Genomic DNA, 18071 nt, shown 5'->3' with positions numbered 1-18071 from the left:
CGGACCGGACACGCCGGCCGGGCGCCCCAGCGACGCCCGGCCGGCCTCAGCCTTCCCCGTCCCCCGCGGCGCCGCCGGGCAGCTCGGCGAACTCCGTCAGCGCGTGCTCCAGCCAGCGCGCCCAGAACGTCTCCAGGTCGATGCCCGCCCGCAGCACCAGGTGCCGCAGCCGGTCCTCCTGTCCGTCCTTGCCGGGCGGGAAGTCACGCCTCTCGATGGCCTCGTACTCGGCGAGCTGGCGCCGGTGCAGCTCCAGATGGCGGCGCAGGTCTGCCTCGATGCCCTCGGTGCCGACCACGGCCGCCGCCCGCAGCCGCAGCAGCAGGGTGTCCCTGAGCGGCTTGGGGTCCTGGGAGGCGGCGCTCCAGCGGGCGAGTTCGGCACGGCCCGCGGGCAGGACCTCGTAGCTCTTCTTCTGCCCACGGGCCGGCTGCTCGGCCGGGAGGGTGCGGATGAACCCGTCGCCCTCCAGTTTTCCCAGCTCGCGATAGATCTGCTGATGCGTCGCCGACCAGAAGTAGCCGATCGACTTGTCGAAGCGACGGGTCAGCTCCAGCCCCGAGGACGGCCTTTCGAGCAGGGCTGTGAGGATCGCGTGCGGGAGTGACATGACGTCATCCTAAGTACGGCGAGGACGGCGAGGACGGCACCGACGGCGGCTGCCGGGCACGGGCCCTAGAAGGCCGCCGCCACCTCGGTGCCCTGCTTGATGGCCCGCTTGGCGTCGAGTTCCGCGGCCACGTCGGCGCCGCCGATCAGGTGCACGGTCCGGCCGGCCGCCACCAGTTCCTCGTACAGGTCGCGGCGCGGCTCCTGGCCGGTGCACAGGACGATGGTGTCGACGGGCAGGACCGTGCTCTCCTCGCCGACGGTGACGTGGAGGCCGGCGTCGTCGATCCGGTCGTAGCGCACCCCGGGGACCATGGTGACGCCGCGGTGCTTGAGCTCGGTGCGGTGGATCCAGCCGGTGGTCTTGCCGAGGCCGGCGCCGACCTTGGTGGCCTTGCGCTGGAGCAGGTGGACGGTGCGCGGCGGGGCGGGGCGCTCCGGGGCCGCCAGTCCGCCCGGGCCCTCGTAGGAGGTGTCGACGCCCCAGAGCCGGAAGTACGTCTCGGGGTCCTCGTGCGCCTTGTCGCCGCCGTCGGTGAGGAACTCGGCGACGTCGAAGCCGATGCCGCCGGCGCCGAGGACCGCGACCCGCTCGCCGACCGGCACCCGGTCGCGCAGCACGTCGAGGTAGCCGACCACGCTCGGGTGGTCGACGCCCGGGATGTCCGGGGTGCGCGGGGTGACGCCGGTGGCGACCACGACCTCGTCGTAACCGACGAGGTCCTCGGCCGTCACCCAGGCGCCGAGCCGGACGTCCACGCCCTGCTCGTCGAGGCGGTGGCGGAAGTAGCGCAGGGTCTCGTCGAACTCCTGCTTGCCGGGAACCTGGCGGGCCACGTTGAGCTGGCCGCCGACCTCGCTCGCCGCGTCGAAGAGGGTGACGTCGTGGCCGCGCTCGGCGGCGGTCACCGCGCAGGCGAGGCCGGCCGGTCCGGCGCCCACGACGGCGACGCGCTTGCGCAGCCGGGTCGGGGAGAGCACCAGCTCGGTCTCGTGGCAGGCCCGCGGGTTGACCAGGCAGGAGGTGATCTTCAGGCTGAACGTGTGGTCCAGGCAGGCCTGGTTGCAGCCGATGCAGGTGTTGATGGCCTCGGGCCGGCCCTCGGCGGCCTTGTTCACGAAGTCGGGGTCGGCGAGCATCGGGCGGGCCATCGACACCATGTCAGCGGCGCCGTCCGCGAGCAACTGCTCAGCCAGTTCGGGGGTGTTGATGCGGTTGGTGGTGACCAGCGGGACACTCACCTCGCCCATCAGGCGCTTGGTGACCCAGGTGTAGGCACCGCGCGGCACGGAGGTGGCGATGGTGGGGATACGGGCCTCGTGCCAGCCGATACCGGTGTTGATGATGGTCGCCCCGGCCGCCTCGACGGCCTTGGCGAGGGTGATCACCTCGTCCAGGGTGGAGCCGCCCGGGACCAGGTCCAGCATGGACAGCCGGTAGATGATGATGAAGTCCTCGCCGACGGCCTCGCGCACCCGGCGCACGATCTCCACCGGGAAGCGCATCCGGTTCTCGTACGAGCCGCCCCAGCGGTCGGTGCGGTGGTTGGTCTGCGCGGCGATGAACTCGTTGATCAGATAGCCCTCGGAGCCCATGATCTCCACGCCGTCGTATCCGGCGTGCCGGGCGAGGCGGGCGGCGCGGGCGTAGTCGTCGATGGTCCGCTCGACCTCGGCGTCCGACAGCTCGCGCGGCGGGAAGGGGCTGATGGGCGCCTGGATCGGGCTCGGAGCGACCAGCTCGGGGTGGTAGGCGTACCGGCCGAAGTGCAGGATCTGCATCGCGATGCGGCCGCCCTCGCGGTGCACCGCGTCGGTGACCTCCCGGTGCTGCTCCGCCTCCGCCTCGTCGGTCATCCTGGCGCCGCCGGGGTACGGGCGGCCCTCGTCGTTGGGGGCGATGCCGCCGGTGACGATGAGGCCGACGCCGCCGCGCGCCCGCTCGGCGTAGAAGGCTGCCATGCGCTCGAAGCCGCGCTCGGCCTCCTCCAGGCCCACGTGCATGGAGCCCATGAGCACGCGGTTGGGCAGCGTGGTGAAGCCCAGGTCGAGCGGGTTCAGCAGATGCGGGTATCGGCTCATCGGGCGCCTCCGTACGCGGTGTCGTCCTCACTGTTGTAGAGGACCGCGCACGGATTATGCAACTAGTTGCAGAACAAGAGAGATCCAGGTCACCGGCTTTCCAGGCGTACGTGCAGCTCGCGCTCCTGGTCGCCGGAGGCGGTGCTGAGGTCGTGCACCGTGAACAGGTCGTGCAGGGTGGTGCGGAACCGGTCGATGGCCCAGTAGCCGCCCTGCACGTCCGCCTCGACGGACCGGGAGAGCCGGCCGCCGGGGCTGGCGCCCGGGTGCGGTTCGGAGACGTCGAAGGTGCCCAGCCACACCGTCGGCCGGGTCTCGTGCCACTCCTGGGGTATGTCGTCGGAGCGCCGGTCGGAGTCGTAGTACGCGCACAGGGCTTCGAACACGATCCGGGCGTCCTCCTTGCTGCACCCGCTGATCTCCACGGAGACGGATTCCGGGTGCAGTCGCTCGCTGTCCATCCTGATCGCTCCTCTCGGGGCCGCTCCGGCACGGCGCCGGGTCCGCCGGCGGCATGTGCCGCACTCCCAGAGAACCACTACATTCCGGGAAGCGCGGCCCCAGGAGGAGCGCCCCGGTCAGCTCCGGGTGAAGCGGTAGGTCTTGCTGTCGGTCAGGACGCAGAATCCGGGCGACAGGACGATCACACGCAGAGTGCCGGTACGGCGGTCGAAGTCGACGCCCTCCGTCTCGAAGGTGCCCGAGCAGCCGCTGCGCAGCGGGAGCCGGCGCAGGGCGGTGACGTTCCCGGTGACGTCCGTGGCGCCCGGCTCGGCGGACAGGTCGATCCGCAGCAGCGGCTTGGTCATGCCGAAGAGGGTCCCGGCCGGATCGTCCGAGGAGCACAGCAGCGTGGTCGGACCCGAGAAGTCGCAGCCCTGGACGTCGCGGACGGGGCGGTCGAGGCGGACGGTGGAGGCCAGCGGGAGGTTCACCGAGGGGGATGTGTCCGGGTTGACGCCCGGGGTCGGGAAGACGAGCAGCCGGTTCATGGTGCCCCACTCCCCCGCCAGCATCCACCGGCCGCCCGGGGCGACGGCGACCCAGGAGTTGTTCAGCGCCTCACCGCCGGCGAGCGTGTGCACGTACTCCGCCCAGGCGCCGCCCGGCGCCTGGACCCGGAACATCTTCGCGGTGCCGGAGTCGGCCTGGTAGGGCTCGATGTAGTGGCCGTCGTAGGAGGCGTCCGGGTCGCCGACGTGGTTCCAGCCCCGGCTCGACAGGCCGATCGGGATGGTGCCGATGCCGGTGTAGCGGTTGGGGCTGCCCGCCGGGACCTCCACCGAGGCCAGGCCCTGGCTCTCGGTCAGCGGGTCGGCCCGGTCGGAGCCGACCTCGGTCCAGGTGTCGGCGGCGACGGCGGGCGGGGCACCGGACAGGACGGCGGCACTGGCGAGGGCGACGAGGCCGGTGAGAAGCGCATGACAACGTTGCCGGGCACGCGAGGGCATGGGTCGGCTCCTGGGTCGGGGGGTGGGCGTGCGTGTTCGGCGGACAGTCTGGCGGGCCGAGGTGGTCATGTACAGACCAATATCGGAACGGCGGTGGTCGGCAGGGTGGCGCCGGCGCGCACTCGGGCAGACGCGCTCCGGTTCCGGACGATCTTCGTCGTGTTGAGAGATGGTGGAGGTGAGCTACGCGAGAGGTCGCGAGAACGGTTGAACGCGATAGAACAAGGGGAGTCGGCACGGGGGACGGCGTGCCGTGCGATCAGGCGAAGGCGGTGCGTGGGATGACTGCAGCCCGACCTCCCGTGGCCCGGGACGACGAGCCGGTGCGCTGGAGCCCGCACCCGGGCGGACTGCTCGACGTCCTCGGCATGGCCTCCGTGGTGCTGGACGCACAGGGCAGGATCGTGCTGTGGAGCCCCCAGGCCGAACAGCTCTTCGGCTACGCGGCGCACGAGGCGCTGGGCCGGTCCGCCGTCCGGCTGATGATCCACGAGCGCCACCTGGACGTCGTGCTGAAGCTGTTCGCCGACGTCATGGAGACCGGCGAGAGCTGGTCCGGCGCCTTCCCCATCCGCCACAAGGACGGCAGCACCCGGATGGTGGAGTTCCGCAACCAGCGGCTCCAGGACGACCGGGGCTATTTCTACGCACTCGGCCTGGCCGCCGACCAGTCGACGGTGCGCCGCCTGGAGCGGGAACTGGCGCTCTCCGCCCGTATGGTCCAGCAGTCACCGCTGGGGCTCGCCGTCCTCGACCGCGATCTGCGGTACGTCTCCGTCAACCCGGCGCTGGAGCGGATCAACGGCATGCCGACCGATCAGCACCTGGGCCGCACCCTCCACGACGTCCTGCCGGGCCTGGACGCGGCCGCCCTGGAGGCCGCGGCCCGCCAGGTGCTGGAGACCGGCGCACCGCTGGTCGACCGGGCCACCGTGGGCCGCACCCCGGCCGACCCGGACGAGGACCACGCATGGTCGGTCTCGATGTACCGGCTGGAGGACGCCCCGGGCGCCGCGACCGGCGTGGCCTGCATGATCGTGGACATCACCGAGCAGCGCCACGCCCAGATCCAGGCCGACTCGGCACGTCGGCGCCTCGCCGTCATCGCCGACGCCTCCGCCCGTATCGGCACCACCCTCGAACTGGGCCGCACGGCGCGCGAACTCGCCGACGTCGCCGTCCCGGAGCTCGCCGACATCGCGGCCGTGGACCTGCTGGACGCGGTCGTGGAGGGCAGACGCAGCATCCTCGGCCCCGCCGAACCCGCCGTGATCCGTGCCCTGGCCGTCCAGGCGGTGGGCCCCTCCGAGGCGCTCGACGCCGCCGACCTGCCCGGCCGGATCGCCCGGTACGAGCCCGACCGGCTGGTCACCCAGTGCGTACGCACCGGCAGTCCGGTCCTGGTGGCCGAGGTCCAACCCGCGGACCTGCCCAGGATCGCCCGGTCCCCCGAGTCCGCCGTACGGCTGGCCCGTGCCGGCGTCCACTCGTACCTGGCGGTTCCGCTGATCGCGCGCGGCGAGGTGCTGGGCGCGCTCGACCTGAAGCGCAGCTCCAACCCGCTGCCGTTCGGGGAGGACGACCTGCTGCTGGCGCGGGAGCTCGCGGCCCGGGCCGCGGTGCAGATCGACAACGCCCGCTGGTACCAGAACGCCCGCGACACCGCCCTCACCCTCCAGCGCAGTCTGCTGCCCAGCCACCCGCCGGTGACGGGCGGCCTGGAGGTCGCCTCCCGCTACCAGCCCGCGGGCGCCACCGCCGAGGTGGGCGGCGACTGGTTCGACGTGATCCCGCTGGACTCCGGGCGGACGGCGCTGGCCGTCGGCGATGTGATGGGCAGCGGGGTGAGCGCCGCCGCGACGATGGGACGGCTGCGGACCGCGACCAACGCACTCGCCGCCCTCGGTCTCGACCCCGCCCGTCTGCTGGAGCACCTGGACAAGACCACCGAGGGCCTGGACCACTCCATCGCCACCTGCGTCTACGCCGTCCACGACCCGCACCGCCACGAGTGCCGGATCGCCAACGCCGGGCATCTGCCGCCGGTCCGGCTCCGCGCGGGGCACGCCCCCGAGCTGCTCGAACTGCCCACCGGGGCACCCCTGGGCGTGGGCGGAGTGGAGTTCTCGACCACCACGGTGACGCTGGACCCCGGTGACCGGCTGGTCTTCTACACCGACGGCCTGGTCGAGACCCGCCAACACCCGCTGGACGAACGGCTGGACGCGCTGCTGAACCTGCTCACCGGGCCCGACCGCCCGCTGGAGGAGGTGTGCGACCTGCTGCTGCGCACCCTGCGCCAGCCGGACAACTCCGACGACGTCGCCCTGCTCATCGCACGGGCCGTGGCACCGGTCCAGCCGGGCTGAGCCGGCCGTCGGGCATTCACAGGCAACCGTTACCGGCTTCTTACCGCCCTCGCACCACAATCACAGCAAGGTGTGGCCCAGGACGGCCGGGCCGCCGTGGCCGAGGGAGCGAGCCATGACACACGATCCGGACCGGGAACCCGGCGTCGACGGGGCGGACGTACTCACGGGCGGTCCCGACCCGGACCTGCCGCGCGGCCACCGGTGGCGGGGGCGCTCCGCACGCGCGCGGACCGTCACCGCGGCGACGGCGGTCGCCGTACTCGCCCTCGGCGGCACCGTCGCCTACGCCGCGACGTCGGCCGGCACCGACCCGTCCGCCTCCGCGTCGGCGCCTTCCGGCACCCCGGACCGGCCCGGCGAACGGCACCACCCCGGACCGTGGTTCGGCCCCGGCGGCGGTGCCGTCCACGGCGAGACCACGGTGCGGGACGGGGACGAGTGGATCGTCCGCGTCTGGCAGCGCGGCACCGTGCGGGACGTGGACGGCGACCGGGTCACCGTCCGCAGCGAGGACGGCACCGAGTGGGCCTGGACGGTCGCCGACGGCACAGAGGTCCACCGGGACGGCGACTCCGACGGTCTGAAGGACGGGGACGAGGTCGTGGTGATCGGCACCCGTTCCGACAGCGGTGAGCGGACCGCCGACCATGTCCTGTCGGGCACCTGGCACAAGGAGAAGCGGGACCCCCACGAGCGGCCCGACCGGTTCCCCCGCCACGACCAGGAGAACGGACCGGGGCACGCACCGCCCTGGAACAACAACACGGAGACCTCACAGGCGAGTTAGGGCACCGTGCCCACCACCACCTGTGCGTGCCGCTCCTCGCAGCGTGCCGGACGCGCCGTCAGGCCGCCCCGGCGGAAGGCGTCGAGGGCGGCCGGGGTCTGGCGTTCGCTCGTCTCGACCAGCAGGCAGCCGTCGGGCGCCAGCCAGCGTGCCGCCTCGGAGGCCACCCGGCGCAGCAGGTCCAGGCCGTCCGCGCCGCCGTCGAGGGCGGCCGGCGGCTCGTGGTCGCGGGCCTCGGCGGGCAGCAGCGCGATGTCGGCCGTGGGCACGTAGGGGACGTTCGCGGCGAGGATGCCGATCCGGCCGCGCAGGGCGCCCGGCAGCGCCCCGAACAGGTCACCGGTGTGGGCCTGTCCGCCGTACGGGGCGATGTTGCGGCGGGCGCAGCGCACGGCGGCCGGGTCGATGTCGGCGGCGTGCAGTTCGACCGGGCCCAGCGCGGCGGCCAGGGCGGCACCGACGGCACCCGAGCCGCAGCACAGGTCCACCACCACGCGGGCGTGGGGAGCGTGCGCGAGGGCCTGCTCGACCAGGAACTCGGTACGGCGGCGCGGGACGAAGACACCGGGTTGCACGTCGATGCGCAGGCCCCGGAACTCGGCCCAGCCGAGGACGAGTTCGAGCGGGTGGCCGGCGGCGCGCCGCTCCACCAGCGCGGCGAGGTCGGCCGGGGCGGTGGCGGCGGAGATCAGCAGCCGCGCTTCGTCCTCGGCGAAGACACAGCCCGCGGCGCGGAGCCGGGCCGTGACGGCGTCATGGGAGGAGCCGTGGGAGAAGGACAGGGAGGACAAGGGGAGCCTTTCGGGATCCGAAGGGCGCTCCCGCGGTCACCGACGACCGGCGACCGCACCGACGCACGGGGAGAGCACCCGACCTGACAGAGCGGTAATGGGTCTCACCCCCTCGGCTCGACACGTCCGGGACGGTCCTCGGACGGAGGGCAAGAGTACACCGGCGATCACCGCGTGCGGGGGTGCCCCGGGGAGCGGAGTTGTACTCTGCAACCATGAGCACGAGGGACGTTCCGGACACGGCCGTGGAGACCATCCAGCGCGAGATGACGGCCTTCGCCCGCCGGGCCCGCGCCTCGGCCGGACGGATGCACCCGGAGCTGTCGCTGGTGTCGTACACCCTGCTCGGGCATCTGGAGGAGAGCGGCGGCTGCCGGGCCACCGACCTGGCCGCGCACTACGCGCTGGACAAGTCGACGGTGAGCCGTCAGGTGGCCGTGCTGGAGCGGGACGGGCTGATCGGGCGGAGCATCGACCCGGACGACCAGCGGGGCCAACTGCTGCACCTGACGGACGCCGGGCGGCGACTCCTCGGCCAGGTCACCGAGCGCCGACGGGAGGTCGTCCGGGAACGACTCACGGACTGGCCACAGACGGACCTGGAACGCTTCGCCGCGTACCTCGTGCGCTACAACGCCGCGCCCGGTCCTACAGCCGACCGAAGCGCCGGGTAGACCCCGCGGGGCCCGGATCAGGCGGCGAACTCCAGCAGGGCACCCGGCGACTCGGATCACACCACGGCCCCGGGCACGCCGCCCGGGACCCGAGTCGGCCCGCAGGGTCCGACAGGCCCTTGGGGACTCGGGGCGACCAGCAGCCTCGTGCAAGGCGTCCGCGCCCCAGATCGGACTGCTGACTCCATCACGCCGTCCGCGCCCGCGTCGGCCCGTCGACTCCAGCGCATCGCCCGGGACCCGCGGCAGGCCGCAGGGCCCGGCAATCCGTCCACAAGTCGGGGCGGACGGCAGAGTCCACCAGGCCCTCCGGGAGCCGGGTCATGCGGTAGCCGCGGGCACGGCCTCCGCGATGCGGAACAGACCGCCGACGCCATCACACCACCCGCGTCCCGAGTCAGCCCACCGGCCCAGCACGCCGCCCGGAACCCGGGGCAGACCACAGAGCCCACCAGGCCATCCGGAACTCAGGCCATGCGGCAACCTCGGGCGGGGCACCCGCGACGCAGAACAAGCCGCCCGCGCCCCACGTCAGCCCACCAGCCCCGACACACCACCCGGAACCCGGGGCAGACCACTGGCTGCGCCCCGCCGCCCGCGCCCCGGGGTGGCCGCGGCTCCGGCGAGCCGTCCGTGGCCCGGGTCAGGGCATCGGCTCCGCCGAGCCGCCCGCGCTCCCGGTCAAGCCGTCGGCTCCAGGACGCCGTCCGGGACCCGCGTGCCGTAGAAGACCGTGTCGCGGCGGTGGTGGAAGCCGAGGGACTCGTACAGGCGGATCGCGCCCGCGTTGTCGGCGCCGGTGTGCAGGAAGGGGATTTCGCCGCGCTCCCGGATGCCGTGGGCGACGGCCCGCACCAGGCGTCCGGCCAGGCCCTGGCCGCGCACGGCGGGGTCGGTGCAGACCGCGCTGATCTCCGTCCAGCCCGGCGGGCGCAGCCGCTCCCCCGCCATGGCGACGAGGGTGCCGCGGCGGCGGATGCCCAGGTAGGTGCCCAGTTCCCGGGTGCGGTGCAGGAAGGGGCCGGGGCGGGTCCGGGCGACCAGGTCGAGCATCTCGGGCACGTCGGCCGGGCCGAGGAGGACCGCCTCCGGGTCCGGTTCCCCGGCCACGTCCTCGCCGACGAGCTGCACTCCCTCGGCGCGGAAGACGGTCCGCCAGCCCGCGGGAGCGCTCCCGGGGAAGCCGAGCAGCAGGGCCTCGCCGCCGGGGCCGGTGAGGGCTGCGACGTCGGCCCAGTCGGCGTCGCTCGGGTCGTCGGGCACCGCCACCCAGGGCGCGACGTCGGCGTGGTAGCGCAGCACCCGGCCGCGCGCCTCGGCGAACCGGGCGTGGGGGCCGGTCAGCGCGGCCCTGGCCGGGTGGTCGAGGACCCCGTCGTACGCCTCGGACATCTGTTCCCTCTCTCCGCTCCACCGACACAGAGGCCAAGCGGGATCGGCCCGCGGCTATTCCCGCCCGGACGGACCAGTACGGTTGAAGGCGCAACGAAGGCACACCCATGAGCACGGCCGCCCGGCGCGGCGGCCAGGAGGCACCACCCGCCATGAACGTCACCCGAGGATTCACCGGGCGTGACCGCGTCCACCGGCCCGGCCTGCCGCCGGGCCAGTACGACGCCGGCGACGACTGGCCCGTCCTGTCCGCCGAGGTCACCCCGGACCTCACGGCCGAGGCGTGGACGTTCCGCGTCGACGGCCTGGTCGAGCGGCCGCGCACCTGGACCTGGGACGAGGCGCACACGCTGCCGGGGTCGGCGTACGAGGGCGACATCCACTGCGTGACGAGCTGGTCGAAGTTCGGGGTGCGGTTCGGGGGCGTCTCGATGGACGCGTTCCTGGATAGGGTCCGCCCCCATGATTCGGCCACTCACGCCGTGGCCTACTCCCACACCGGTTACACCGCGAACCTCCCGCTCGCGGATCTGCGGGACGGGCGGGCGTGGATCGCCTGGGAGTACGACGGGCGGCCGCTGACGCCGGAGCACGGCGGTCCGGCGCGGCTGCTGGTGCCCCATCTGTACTTCTGGAAGAGCGCGAAGTGGATCGCGGGACTGCGGATCCTCGACCACGACGAGCCGGGATTCTGGGAGCGGAACGGCTACCACGACCGCGGCAACCCCTGGGCGGAGGAGCGGTACTCCGGTGACTGACACGACCGTGACCACGGCCACCGCGGCCTTCGCACCCCCGACCCGGTTCGCCGTGCCCGGCCGGATCGCGGTGAACCAGCAGGCGGCGACGGCGTGGCAGACCGCCACGATCACCGCGATCCGCCGCGAGACGCCGCGCGCCGTGAGCGTGCGGCTCGCGGTGCCCGACTGGGCGGGGCATCTGCCCGGCCAGCATCTGACGGTGCGGCTGACCGCCGAGGACGGCTACAGCGCCCAGCGGCACTACTCCATCGCGTCCGCGCCCGACGACCGCGGGCACATCGAGCTGACCCTGGACCACGTCGAGGGCGGCGAGGTCTCCGGCTGGTTCCACACCGAGGCCCGGCCCGGCGACCTGGTGGCGGTGCGCGGCCCGCTGAGCGGGTTCTTCGCCTGGCCCGGGGACCGGCCGGCGCTGCTGATCGGCGCCGGCTCGGGCGTCGTTCCGCTGATGTCGATGGTCCGGCACCACCGGGCGCGCGGACTGGACGTGCCGCTGCGGCTGCTGGTGTCGGCGCGCGGCCCCGAGGAGCTGATCTACGCCCGGGAGTACGGCGCGGAGACGACCCCGGTGTTCACGCGCAGCGCCCCCGAGGGCGTCCCGGTGGGACGTCTGTCGGCCGCCCATGTGGCGCCGCTGCTGGCCGAGGCGCCCGAGGGCGGTTGGGAGGCGTACGTGTGCGGCTCCAACGCGTTCGCCGAGCACGCCTCGCGGCTGCTCGTGGCGGCCGGCCAGCCGGTGGAGCACATCCGGATCGAACGCTTCGGCTGACCGCGGCGGGGCGGGCCCGGGTCCGCCCCGCACCTGAAAAAGAAAGCGCTTTACCCTCTTCGACCTGGCGAAAGACTCGACCCCCCACGTACGGTGTGACCGCTCGCACCTCCTCATCCCAAAGGCGGTCACTCATGCCCTGGTTCGACCTTCCGCTCGACGAACTGCGCGAATACCGCAGCGAGTCCGCCGCGCCCGAGGACTTCGACGCCTTCTGGTCCAAGACGCTCCAGGAGGCGCGCGAACACGACCTGGACGCCCGCTTCGAGCCGGTCGACACGGGCCTGTCCACGGTGACGGTGCTCGACGTGACGTTCGCCGGGTTCGGCGGCCACCCGGTGAAGGGCTGGCTGATCCTGCCCGCGGCGGCCGAGGAACCCCTCCCGCTGGTGGTGGAGTTCGTCGGCTACGGCGGCGGACGCGGGCTCCCGCACGAGCGGCTGCTGTGGGCGTCCTCGGGCCGGGCGCACTTCGTGATGGACACCCGCGGACAGGGCAGCGCCTGGGGCGGCGGCGGCGCGACCGCCGATCCGGTGGGCGGCGCGCCCGCGTTCCCGGGGTTCATGACGCGCGGGATCGACGCGCCGGAGAACTACTACTACCGGCGGGTGTTCACGGACGCCGTACGGGCCGTGGAGGCCGCCCGTTCGCATCCGCTGACCGACTCCTCGCGCACCGTGGCGATGGGCTCCAGCCAGGGCGGCGGGATATCCATCGCCGTCGGCGGCCTGGTACCGGACCTGGCGGCCGTGGCGCCGGACGTGCCGTTCCTGTGCGACTTCCCGCGCTCGACGACCCTGACGGACCGTCACCCGTACCGCGAGATCGCGCTCTACCTCAAGACGCACCGCGGCCGCGCCGCGGAGGTGCAGCGGACGCTGTCCTACTTCGACGGTGTGCATTTCGCCGCGCGCGGCACGGCGCCGGCGCTGTTCTCGGCCGCCCTGGAGGACCAGACCTGCCCGCCCTCGACGGTGTTCGCGGCCTTCAACGCCTGGGCGCACGAGGACAAGACGATCGAGGTCTACGACTTCAACGACCACGAGGGCGGCGGCCCTTACCACGACCTCGCCAAGCTGAACTGGCTGCGTTCGTACGCCTGACAGAGCCGTGGCGCGCGGGCCGGTTTCGGCCGAACCGGCCCGACACCCTTCCCTGGTGGTTTAGACCAATGCTAGATCTGGTGGCGCAATGAGTCGCCACGGCTACGGCACGTCACCAACAGGAGGGCGCGGCATGGCCCGCACCACCCCGCAAGACCATCAGGCCACCGAGGGACAGCCCCTCTACTGGCACGTCGCCACGCAGTTGCTCGGGGAGTTGCGCGACGGCACGATCCCGCCCGGGGAGCGCCTGCCGGGCGAGCGGCATCTGGCGCGGCACTACGGCGTCAGCAGGGAAACCGTACGGCAGGCGCTGGAGGTGCTGCGGCACGACGGCGTGGTCGCCACCGACCGGCGCGGCAGCCACGCCGCACTCCCCGGAGCGCCGGTGGAGACCCCCGCCGCGCTGACCTTCCCAATAGGCGCCCGCACCGCCGATCCGGGCACCGTGGACCGCGCGACGGTGACCTGGGAGAAGCCCCCGCCCGGGCACGCCAGGGCCCTGGGCCTCGCCCCGCACCGCCCGACCCTGATGCACCGCTACGAGTCCGCGGACGCCGACGGAGCCGGACGCCGGACGGCCGTGACGTCGTTCTCGGCCGTGGCGCTGGCGGAGGTGCGGGAGCTGGGCCGCTACCGGGACCGCGCGGGCGGCTCCTCCTGCGCCCAGCTGCGCCGCACCTACGACTGGATGCGCCAGGCGGGCCTGACCCTGCATCACCGGGACTCCATCACCCCCCTCGCGGGCGCGTCCTCGGTGCGGGTCACCCGGCGCGTGCACGACCAGTACGCCCGCCCGCTGGAGATCACCGAACTGCTGGTGGACGCCCGCCAGGACGCCCTGGTCTACGAGTTCACGCTCCCGGCGGCCGGCTGACCCGCCGGTCTGCGGGCGACGACCATCCGCACCCTGGGGCTCCCGTCGCGGCGCTGCCCGAACTCGGGCAGCGCCGTCAGCTCCACCGTCAGCCCGGCGCGTTCCAGCTCCCGGCGCACCTCGCCGAGCCGGAAGGCGCGGTAGTACATGACGAACGGCGGGCGCCACACGGCGTTGCGCACCCGCATCACCGCGTCGAAGCCCAGCAGCATCCAGTACGCCCACGACAGGGGCCGCGGCGGGGCCACCACGGGGAAGACGAAGGCGCCGCCGGGCCGCAGCACGGAGCGCACCCGGGCGAACAGGTCCGGCAGTTCGCGCGGCAGGAAGTGCCCGAAGGCCCCGAAGCTCACCACCAGGTCGAAGGCCGGGGCGAAGGGCAGGGCGCGGACGTCGGCACGGACGTAGGAGACCTGTGGGCCGAACGTGCGGGCGCGGGCGACCCGGAGCATGCCGGCGCTGAAGTCCACGCCGGTGACCCGGCCGCGGCACACCCGGGTGAGCACGTCCACGCCGGCGCCCGTGCCGCAGCACAGGTCGAGCCCGGTGCCGAAGGGGCCCATGCCCTCCAGTGCGGCGCCGACCGCGTCGAGCACGGAGTCGGGGGTGCGGAAGGGGGTGTGGTCGAACTTGGGCGCGAGCAGGTCGTAGCCGCGTTCGACGGACGACAGCGCCTGGACGGCGAGTTCGCGCAGGGAGGGGCCTTCGGGGCTGAACATCGGCGCCAGCTTAAGGGACGCCCCCGGCCCGTGGGGGCGCCTCGGCCCGGGGAGGCGCCTCAGCCCAGCGGCGCGCGCCGCTCGACGACCGCGAGGACGCGCTCGCACCAGCGCAGGACCTCCCGCTCGTAGGCGATGCCGCCGTGCAGGGTGAGGTACGGGCCGACGCGGTCGGTCTCCCGCAGGTACTCGTCCTCGGTCCGCCCGTCCAGCATCCGGTCCTTGACGCGCTGGTAGCGGGCGAGTTTGCCCTGCGCCCAGGACATCCGCTCCTCGATCAGGGCGCGGGTGGCGGCCGGGTCGGACTCGTCCATGGCCTGGATCTTGATGAGCAGTTCGTCGCGCATCGCGGCGGGCCTGCGGACCGGTTCGACGGCGAACGCGCGCAGCTCCTCGCGGCCGGTCTCGGTCAGCGTGAACATCCGCTTGTTGGGCCGGCGTTCCTGCTGCACGACGCGGGCGCTGACCAGGCCGTCCCGGGCCAGCCGCTCCAGCTCCCGGTAGAGCTGCTGCGGGGTCGCGGCCCAGAAGTTCGCGAGCGAGACGTCGAACACCTTGGACAGCTCGTAGCCCGACGCCTCCCCCTCCAGGAGGGCGGCGAGGACGGCGTACTTCAGCGACATGTGGACACGCTAGCAGCAGGTGACTAATGTCATCCGCACCTACTCAACAAATTGACTATGGAGGAGCGATGCAGGCGTTCCGCGAGGCGATCGAGAAATGGGACCTCGACGCCGCCGAGGCTCTGCTGGCCGAGGACGTCGTCTTCACCAGCCCCGCGGTGTTCAAGCCGTACCCCGGCAAGGCGATGACGGCGGCGATCCTGCGCGGGGTCTCGCGGGTCTTCGAGGACTTCCGCTACGTCCGGGAGATCAACGACGCGAACGGCCGCGACCACGCGCTGATCTTCACGGCCCGGGTCGGCGACCGCGAGATCCAGGGCTGCGACTTCCTCCACGTCGACGAGAACGGTCTGATCGACGAGTTCACGGTGATGGTCCGTCCGCTGTCGGCCGCGCAGGCGCTGGCGGCCGCGATGGGCGCGCAGTTCGAGCAGATCGCGGCGGACGCGCAGGCGCGTTCCGTCTGACCCCGGGGCGCACCGCGCGCCCACTGTGTCCAAGGCATGACCCCGAACCCCCGGCGCGGGCATCGAACCGCCCTGCCCCGGGGGCCGGTTGACCCTTTCGGGTCCCCCGCCGTGGCGCGCGCCGGAATAGACCCGGCCGTCGCCGCGTTGACGACTCCGGGACCTGACGTCCGCCGGCCGCGCGAGAGCGAAGAGCCGCCCGCGCCGCCGCAGGGAACCCTCGCCACGCACCGAGACGGCGTGGTACGGTCCCGTCAGCACTTGTGTACGCCCTGTCCTGGGCGCCGGTGCCAGTTCTCCTTCAGCGAGCCGGTCGACGTACCGGCTTCCCCACCACCTCGCGACGCGCGGTTCCGCCGTACCCGGGGTGCTGTTCCCCGCCGCCCGAAGGCGCTCAGTCCGCCTCGTTCCCGCGGCTCTCCCCCTTCGCATGCCCCATGCCGTACGTCCGTGAAAGGACCCCCTCTCATGACCACCACACTCGAACCCCCCGTACAGAAGTCCGCGGCCCAGACCGTCACCGGTGTCCTCGACATCGACGCGAGCGGGAAGGGCCACCTGCGTGCGGCCGACCTCGTGCCCACGGCCTCCGACCTCCAGGTGCCCGCCACGCTGATCCGCCGCCACGGCCTGCGCAGGGGCGACCTCGTCGAAGGCGTCCGCGACGGCCGAAGGGCCCTCGCCGAGGTCGCCCGGGTGGGCGGCCGCGCACCCGACCGCGACCGCCGCCGCTTCGCCGACCTGACCCCGCTGCACCCCAGCGAGCGGCTCCGCCTGGAACACCCGGCGGCCGGGCTCGCCGGGCGCGTCACCGACCTCGTCGCACCGGTCGGCAAGGGCCAGCGCGGCCTGATCGTGGCCCCGCCCAAGACCGGCAAGACGGTGCTGCTCCAGCAGATCGCCGCGGCCGTAACCGGCAACCACCCCGAGTGCCGCCTGATGGTGGTGCTGCTCGACGAACGCCCCGAGGAAGTCACCGAGATGCGGCGCTCGGTGCGCGGCGAGGTGTACGCCTCGACCTTCGACCGCACGCCCCGGCAGCACATCGCGCTGGCCGAACTCGTCGTCGAGCGGGCCAAGCGGCTCGTCGAGGCGGGAGACGACGTCGTGATCCTGCTCGACTCGCTGACCCGGCTGTGCCGGGCCCACAACAACGCCGCCGCCGCGGGCGGCCGCACCCTCAGCGGGGGCGTCGACGCCTCCGCGCTCATCGGGCCGAAGCGGTTCTTCGGCGCCGCGCGGGCCGCCGAGGAGGGTGGCTCCCTGACGGTCCTCGCCACCGCGCTGGTGGAGACCGGCTCCCGAGCCGACGAGTTCTTCTTCGAGGAGCTCAAGAGCACCGGCAACATGGAGCTGCGCCTCAGCCGCGAGGCGGCCTCGCGCCGGGTCTTCCCGGCCATCGACATCGCCGCCTCCGGCACCCGCCGCGAGGAACTGCTGCTACCCCCGGCCGAGTTGAGCGCGGCCCAGGGCCTGCGCCGGGTCCTGACGGCCAAGGACGGGCTGGAGACACTGCTGGAGCGGATGCGGCAGACGCCGGACAACGCGACCTTCCTGCACCGGGTCCGGCCGACCCTGCCCCAGCCGAAGTGACCGCGGACGATCCCACAAACGCGTGCGGCATCCGGGTGCTCGCGGGCGACGCTCCGTCAGGGCAGCACGCCGTCCCGCCCCACCCTTTCTAGTTTGATCATATGAAGATCGGATTCTCATCCCGGGTGACCGTCTCGGCCGGCGCGCTCTGTGTGGCGGGCCTGCTCGGGCTCGCGCCCGCCACGGCCGCCGACCGGGGCCCGGCCGACCCCGGCGGCGCCGAGCGGGCGCGCGTCGCCACGCTTCCGCAGCCCTCACTGCTGCGCCGCTCCGGTACGCAGGTACGCCCGCACTCCGGGGCACCCCGCACCCCGCGGGTCTCCGCGCTCTCGTGGCTGGTCGCCGACGCCGGCACCGGCGAGGTGCTCGCCGCGCACGACGCGCACCGCAGACTGCCGCCCGCCAGCACCCTCAAGACCCTGTTCGCCGTCACCGTGCTGCCCTCCCTGCCCGGCGGCATCCGGCACACGGTCAGCGAGGAGGAACTCGCCGGCATCGGCCCCGGCAGCAGCCTGGTCGGGGTCGCCGAGGGCCACACGTACCGGGTCTCCGATCTGTGGAACGGGGTGTTCCTCAACTCCGGCAACGACGCCGTGCACGTCCTCGCCCGCCTCAACGGCGGCTGGCGTGCCACGGCCAGGCAGATGCAGGCCAAGGCGCGGGCGCTCGGCGCCCTCGACACCCGCGTCGTCTCGCCGGACGGGTACGACGCGCCGGGCCAGGTCTCCTCGGCGTACGACCTGGCGGTGTTCGGCCGGGCGGGGCTGCGCAACAAGGACTTCGCCCGGTACTGCGCCACCGCGGAGGCCAGGTTCCCAGGGCGCGGGGGCTGGTCGTACGGCATCCGCAACACCAACCGGCTGCTGACCGGCGCCGACGGCGTCGGCCGCTATCCCGGCCTGATCGGCGTGAAGAACGGCTACACCAGCAAGGCGGGGCACACCCTGGTCAGCGCCGCCCGCAGGGACGGCCGCACCCTGGTCGTCACGGTGATGAACCCC

General features: G+C 73.4%; 17 protein-coding genes and 1 pseudogene. 10 read left to right on the top strand and 8 right to left on the bottom strand.

The genetic code is table 11. From position 1 onward, the window contains the following. Positions 1-46 precede the first annotated feature (46 nt). From ABT296_RS01500 to ABT296_RS01485, 4 genes are all read right to left on the bottom strand, one after another. Entirely contained in the window at positions 47-610 is a 564-nt protein-coding gene (locus ABT296_RS01500) for a PadR family transcriptional regulator (protein WP_351922318.1), read from the bottom strand. A gap of 65 nt (positions 611-675) precedes the next feature. Further along, positions 676-2691: an FAD-dependent oxidoreductase gene (locus ABT296_RS01495; protein ID WP_351922317.1), complete on the bottom strand. Its 2016-nt coding sequence runs from the start codon at positions 2689-2691 to the stop codon at positions 676-678. Between the two features lie 89 nt (positions 2692-2780). After that, entirely contained in the window at positions 2781-3152 is a 372-nt protein-coding gene (locus ABT296_RS01490) for a hypothetical protein (protein ID WP_351922316.1), read from the bottom strand. A gap of 117 nt (positions 3153-3269) precedes the next feature. Beyond that, positions 3270-4142 (bottom strand): hypothetical protein, encoded by an 873-nt coding sequence (locus tag ABT296_RS01485; protein ID WP_351922315.1) that lies wholly within the window; start codon positions 4140-4142, stop codon positions 3270-3272. A 281-nt stretch (positions 4143-4423) separates the two neighbouring features. On the opposite strand from ABT296_RS01485, the gene ABT296_RS01480 reads away from it, so the two are divergent. Continuing rightward, the gene (locus ABT296_RS01480) at positions 4424-6511 is read left to right on the top strand and encodes a SpoIIE family protein phosphatase (protein ID WP_351922314.1); all 2088 of its coding nucleotides are present in this window, start codon (positions 4424-4426) and stop codon (positions 6509-6511) included. Between the two features lie 115 nt (positions 6512-6626). After that, the gene (locus ABT296_RS01475) at positions 6627-7301 is read left to right on the top strand and encodes a hypothetical protein (RefSeq protein ID WP_351922313.1); all 675 of its coding nucleotides are present in this window, start codon (positions 6627-6629) and stop codon (positions 7299-7301) included. Here the strand turns inward: ABT296_RS01475 and ABT296_RS01470 are convergent. Beyond that, a complete protein-coding gene (locus ABT296_RS01470) occupies positions 7298-8092 on the bottom strand; it encodes a putative protein N(5)-glutamine methyltransferase (protein ID WP_351922312.1) in 795 nt (264 codons plus the stop codon). The genes ABT296_RS01475 and ABT296_RS01470 overlap by 4 nt on opposite strands. Positions 8093-8307: 215 nt before the next feature. Between ABT296_RS01470 and ABT296_RS01465 the strand changes: the two genes are divergently transcribed. Beyond that, complete coding sequence (locus ABT296_RS01465; RefSeq protein WP_351922311.1) at positions 8308-8766, top strand: MarR family winged helix-turn-helix transcriptional regulator; 459 nt, start codon at positions 8308-8310, stop codon at positions 8764-8766. A 681-nt stretch (positions 8767-9447) separates the two neighbouring features. Here the strand turns inward: ABT296_RS01465 and ABT296_RS01460 are convergent. Next, positions 9448-10158: a GNAT family N-acetyltransferase gene (locus ABT296_RS01460; RefSeq protein ID WP_351922310.1), complete on the bottom strand. Its 711-nt coding sequence runs from the start codon at positions 10156-10158 to the stop codon at positions 9448-9450. A gap of 152 nt (positions 10159-10310) precedes the next feature. On the opposite strand from ABT296_RS01460, the gene ABT296_RS01455 reads away from it, so the two are divergent. The 4 genes from ABT296_RS01455 (at position 10311) to ABT296_RS01440 (ending at position 13668) form a co-directional block, all read left to right on the top strand. After that, positions 10311-10916, top strand: a complete 606-nt coding sequence (locus ABT296_RS01455) for a sulfite oxidase-like oxidoreductase (protein ID WP_351922412.1) — start codon at positions 10311-10313, stop codon at positions 10914-10916. Beyond that, positions 10909-11688, top strand: a complete 780-nt coding sequence (locus ABT296_RS01450) for a ferredoxin reductase (protein ID WP_351922309.1) — start codon at positions 10909-10911, stop codon at positions 11686-11688. Before ABT296_RS01455 ends, ABT296_RS01450 begins: the two co-directional genes overlap by 8 nt. A 134-nt stretch (positions 11689-11822) precedes the next feature. After that, the gene (locus tag ABT296_RS01445; protein ID WP_351922308.1) at positions 11823-12791 is read left to right on the top strand and encodes an acetylxylan esterase; all 969 of its coding nucleotides are present in this window, start codon (positions 11823-11825) and stop codon (positions 12789-12791) included. 133 nt (positions 12792-12924) lie between these two features. Next, complete coding sequence (locus ABT296_RS01440; protein ID WP_351922307.1) at positions 12925-13668, top strand: GntR family transcriptional regulator; 744 nt, start codon at positions 12925-12927, stop codon at positions 13666-13668. Here ABT296_RS01440 and ABT296_RS01435 read toward each other — a convergent pair. Both ABT296_RS01435 and ABT296_RS01430 read right to left on the bottom strand, forming a co-directional pair. Further along, the gene (locus ABT296_RS01435; protein ID WP_351922306.1) at positions 13638-14387 is read right to left on the bottom strand and encodes a class I SAM-dependent methyltransferase; all 750 of its coding nucleotides are present in this window, start codon (positions 14385-14387) and stop codon (positions 13638-13640) included. The two genes, ABT296_RS01440 and ABT296_RS01435, sit on opposite strands and share 31 nt — an antisense overlap. 59 nt (positions 14388-14446) lie before the next feature. Further along, entirely contained in the window at positions 14447-15010 is a 564-nt protein-coding gene (locus ABT296_RS01430) for a PadR family transcriptional regulator (protein WP_351922305.1), read from the bottom strand. A gap of 68 nt (positions 15011-15078) precedes the next feature. On the opposite strand from ABT296_RS01430, the gene ABT296_RS01425 reads away from it, so the two are divergent. From ABT296_RS01425 to ABT296_RS01415, 3 genes and pseudogenes are all read left to right on the top strand, one after another. After that, positions 15079-15477, top strand: a complete 399-nt coding sequence (locus ABT296_RS01425; RefSeq protein WP_351922304.1) for a nuclear transport factor 2 family protein — start codon at positions 15079-15081, stop codon at positions 15475-15477. A 468-nt stretch (positions 15478-15945) separates the two neighbouring features. After that, on the top strand, positions 15946-17070 hold the full coding sequence (rho, locus tag ABT296_RS01420) for a transcription termination factor Rho (RefSeq protein WP_351922303.1): 1125 nt from the start codon (positions 15946-15948) through the stop codon (positions 17068-17070). Between the two features lie 101 nt (positions 17071-17171). Then, positions 17172-18011, top strand: a pseudogene (locus ABT296_RS01415) (D-alanyl-D-alanine carboxypeptidase family protein); the annotation flags it as partial. Positions 18012-18071 lie beyond the last annotated feature (60 nt).

It is taken from the genome of Streptomyces sp. NPDC000983 (assembly GCF_040299205.1).
In the GTDB taxonomy this organism is placed as follows: domain Bacteria; phylum Actinomycetota; class Actinomycetes; order Streptomycetales; family Streptomycetaceae; genus Streptomyces.
Note: the sequence above shows the minus strand (reverse complement) of the source record. Positions and strands in the feature narration are given on the sequence as shown.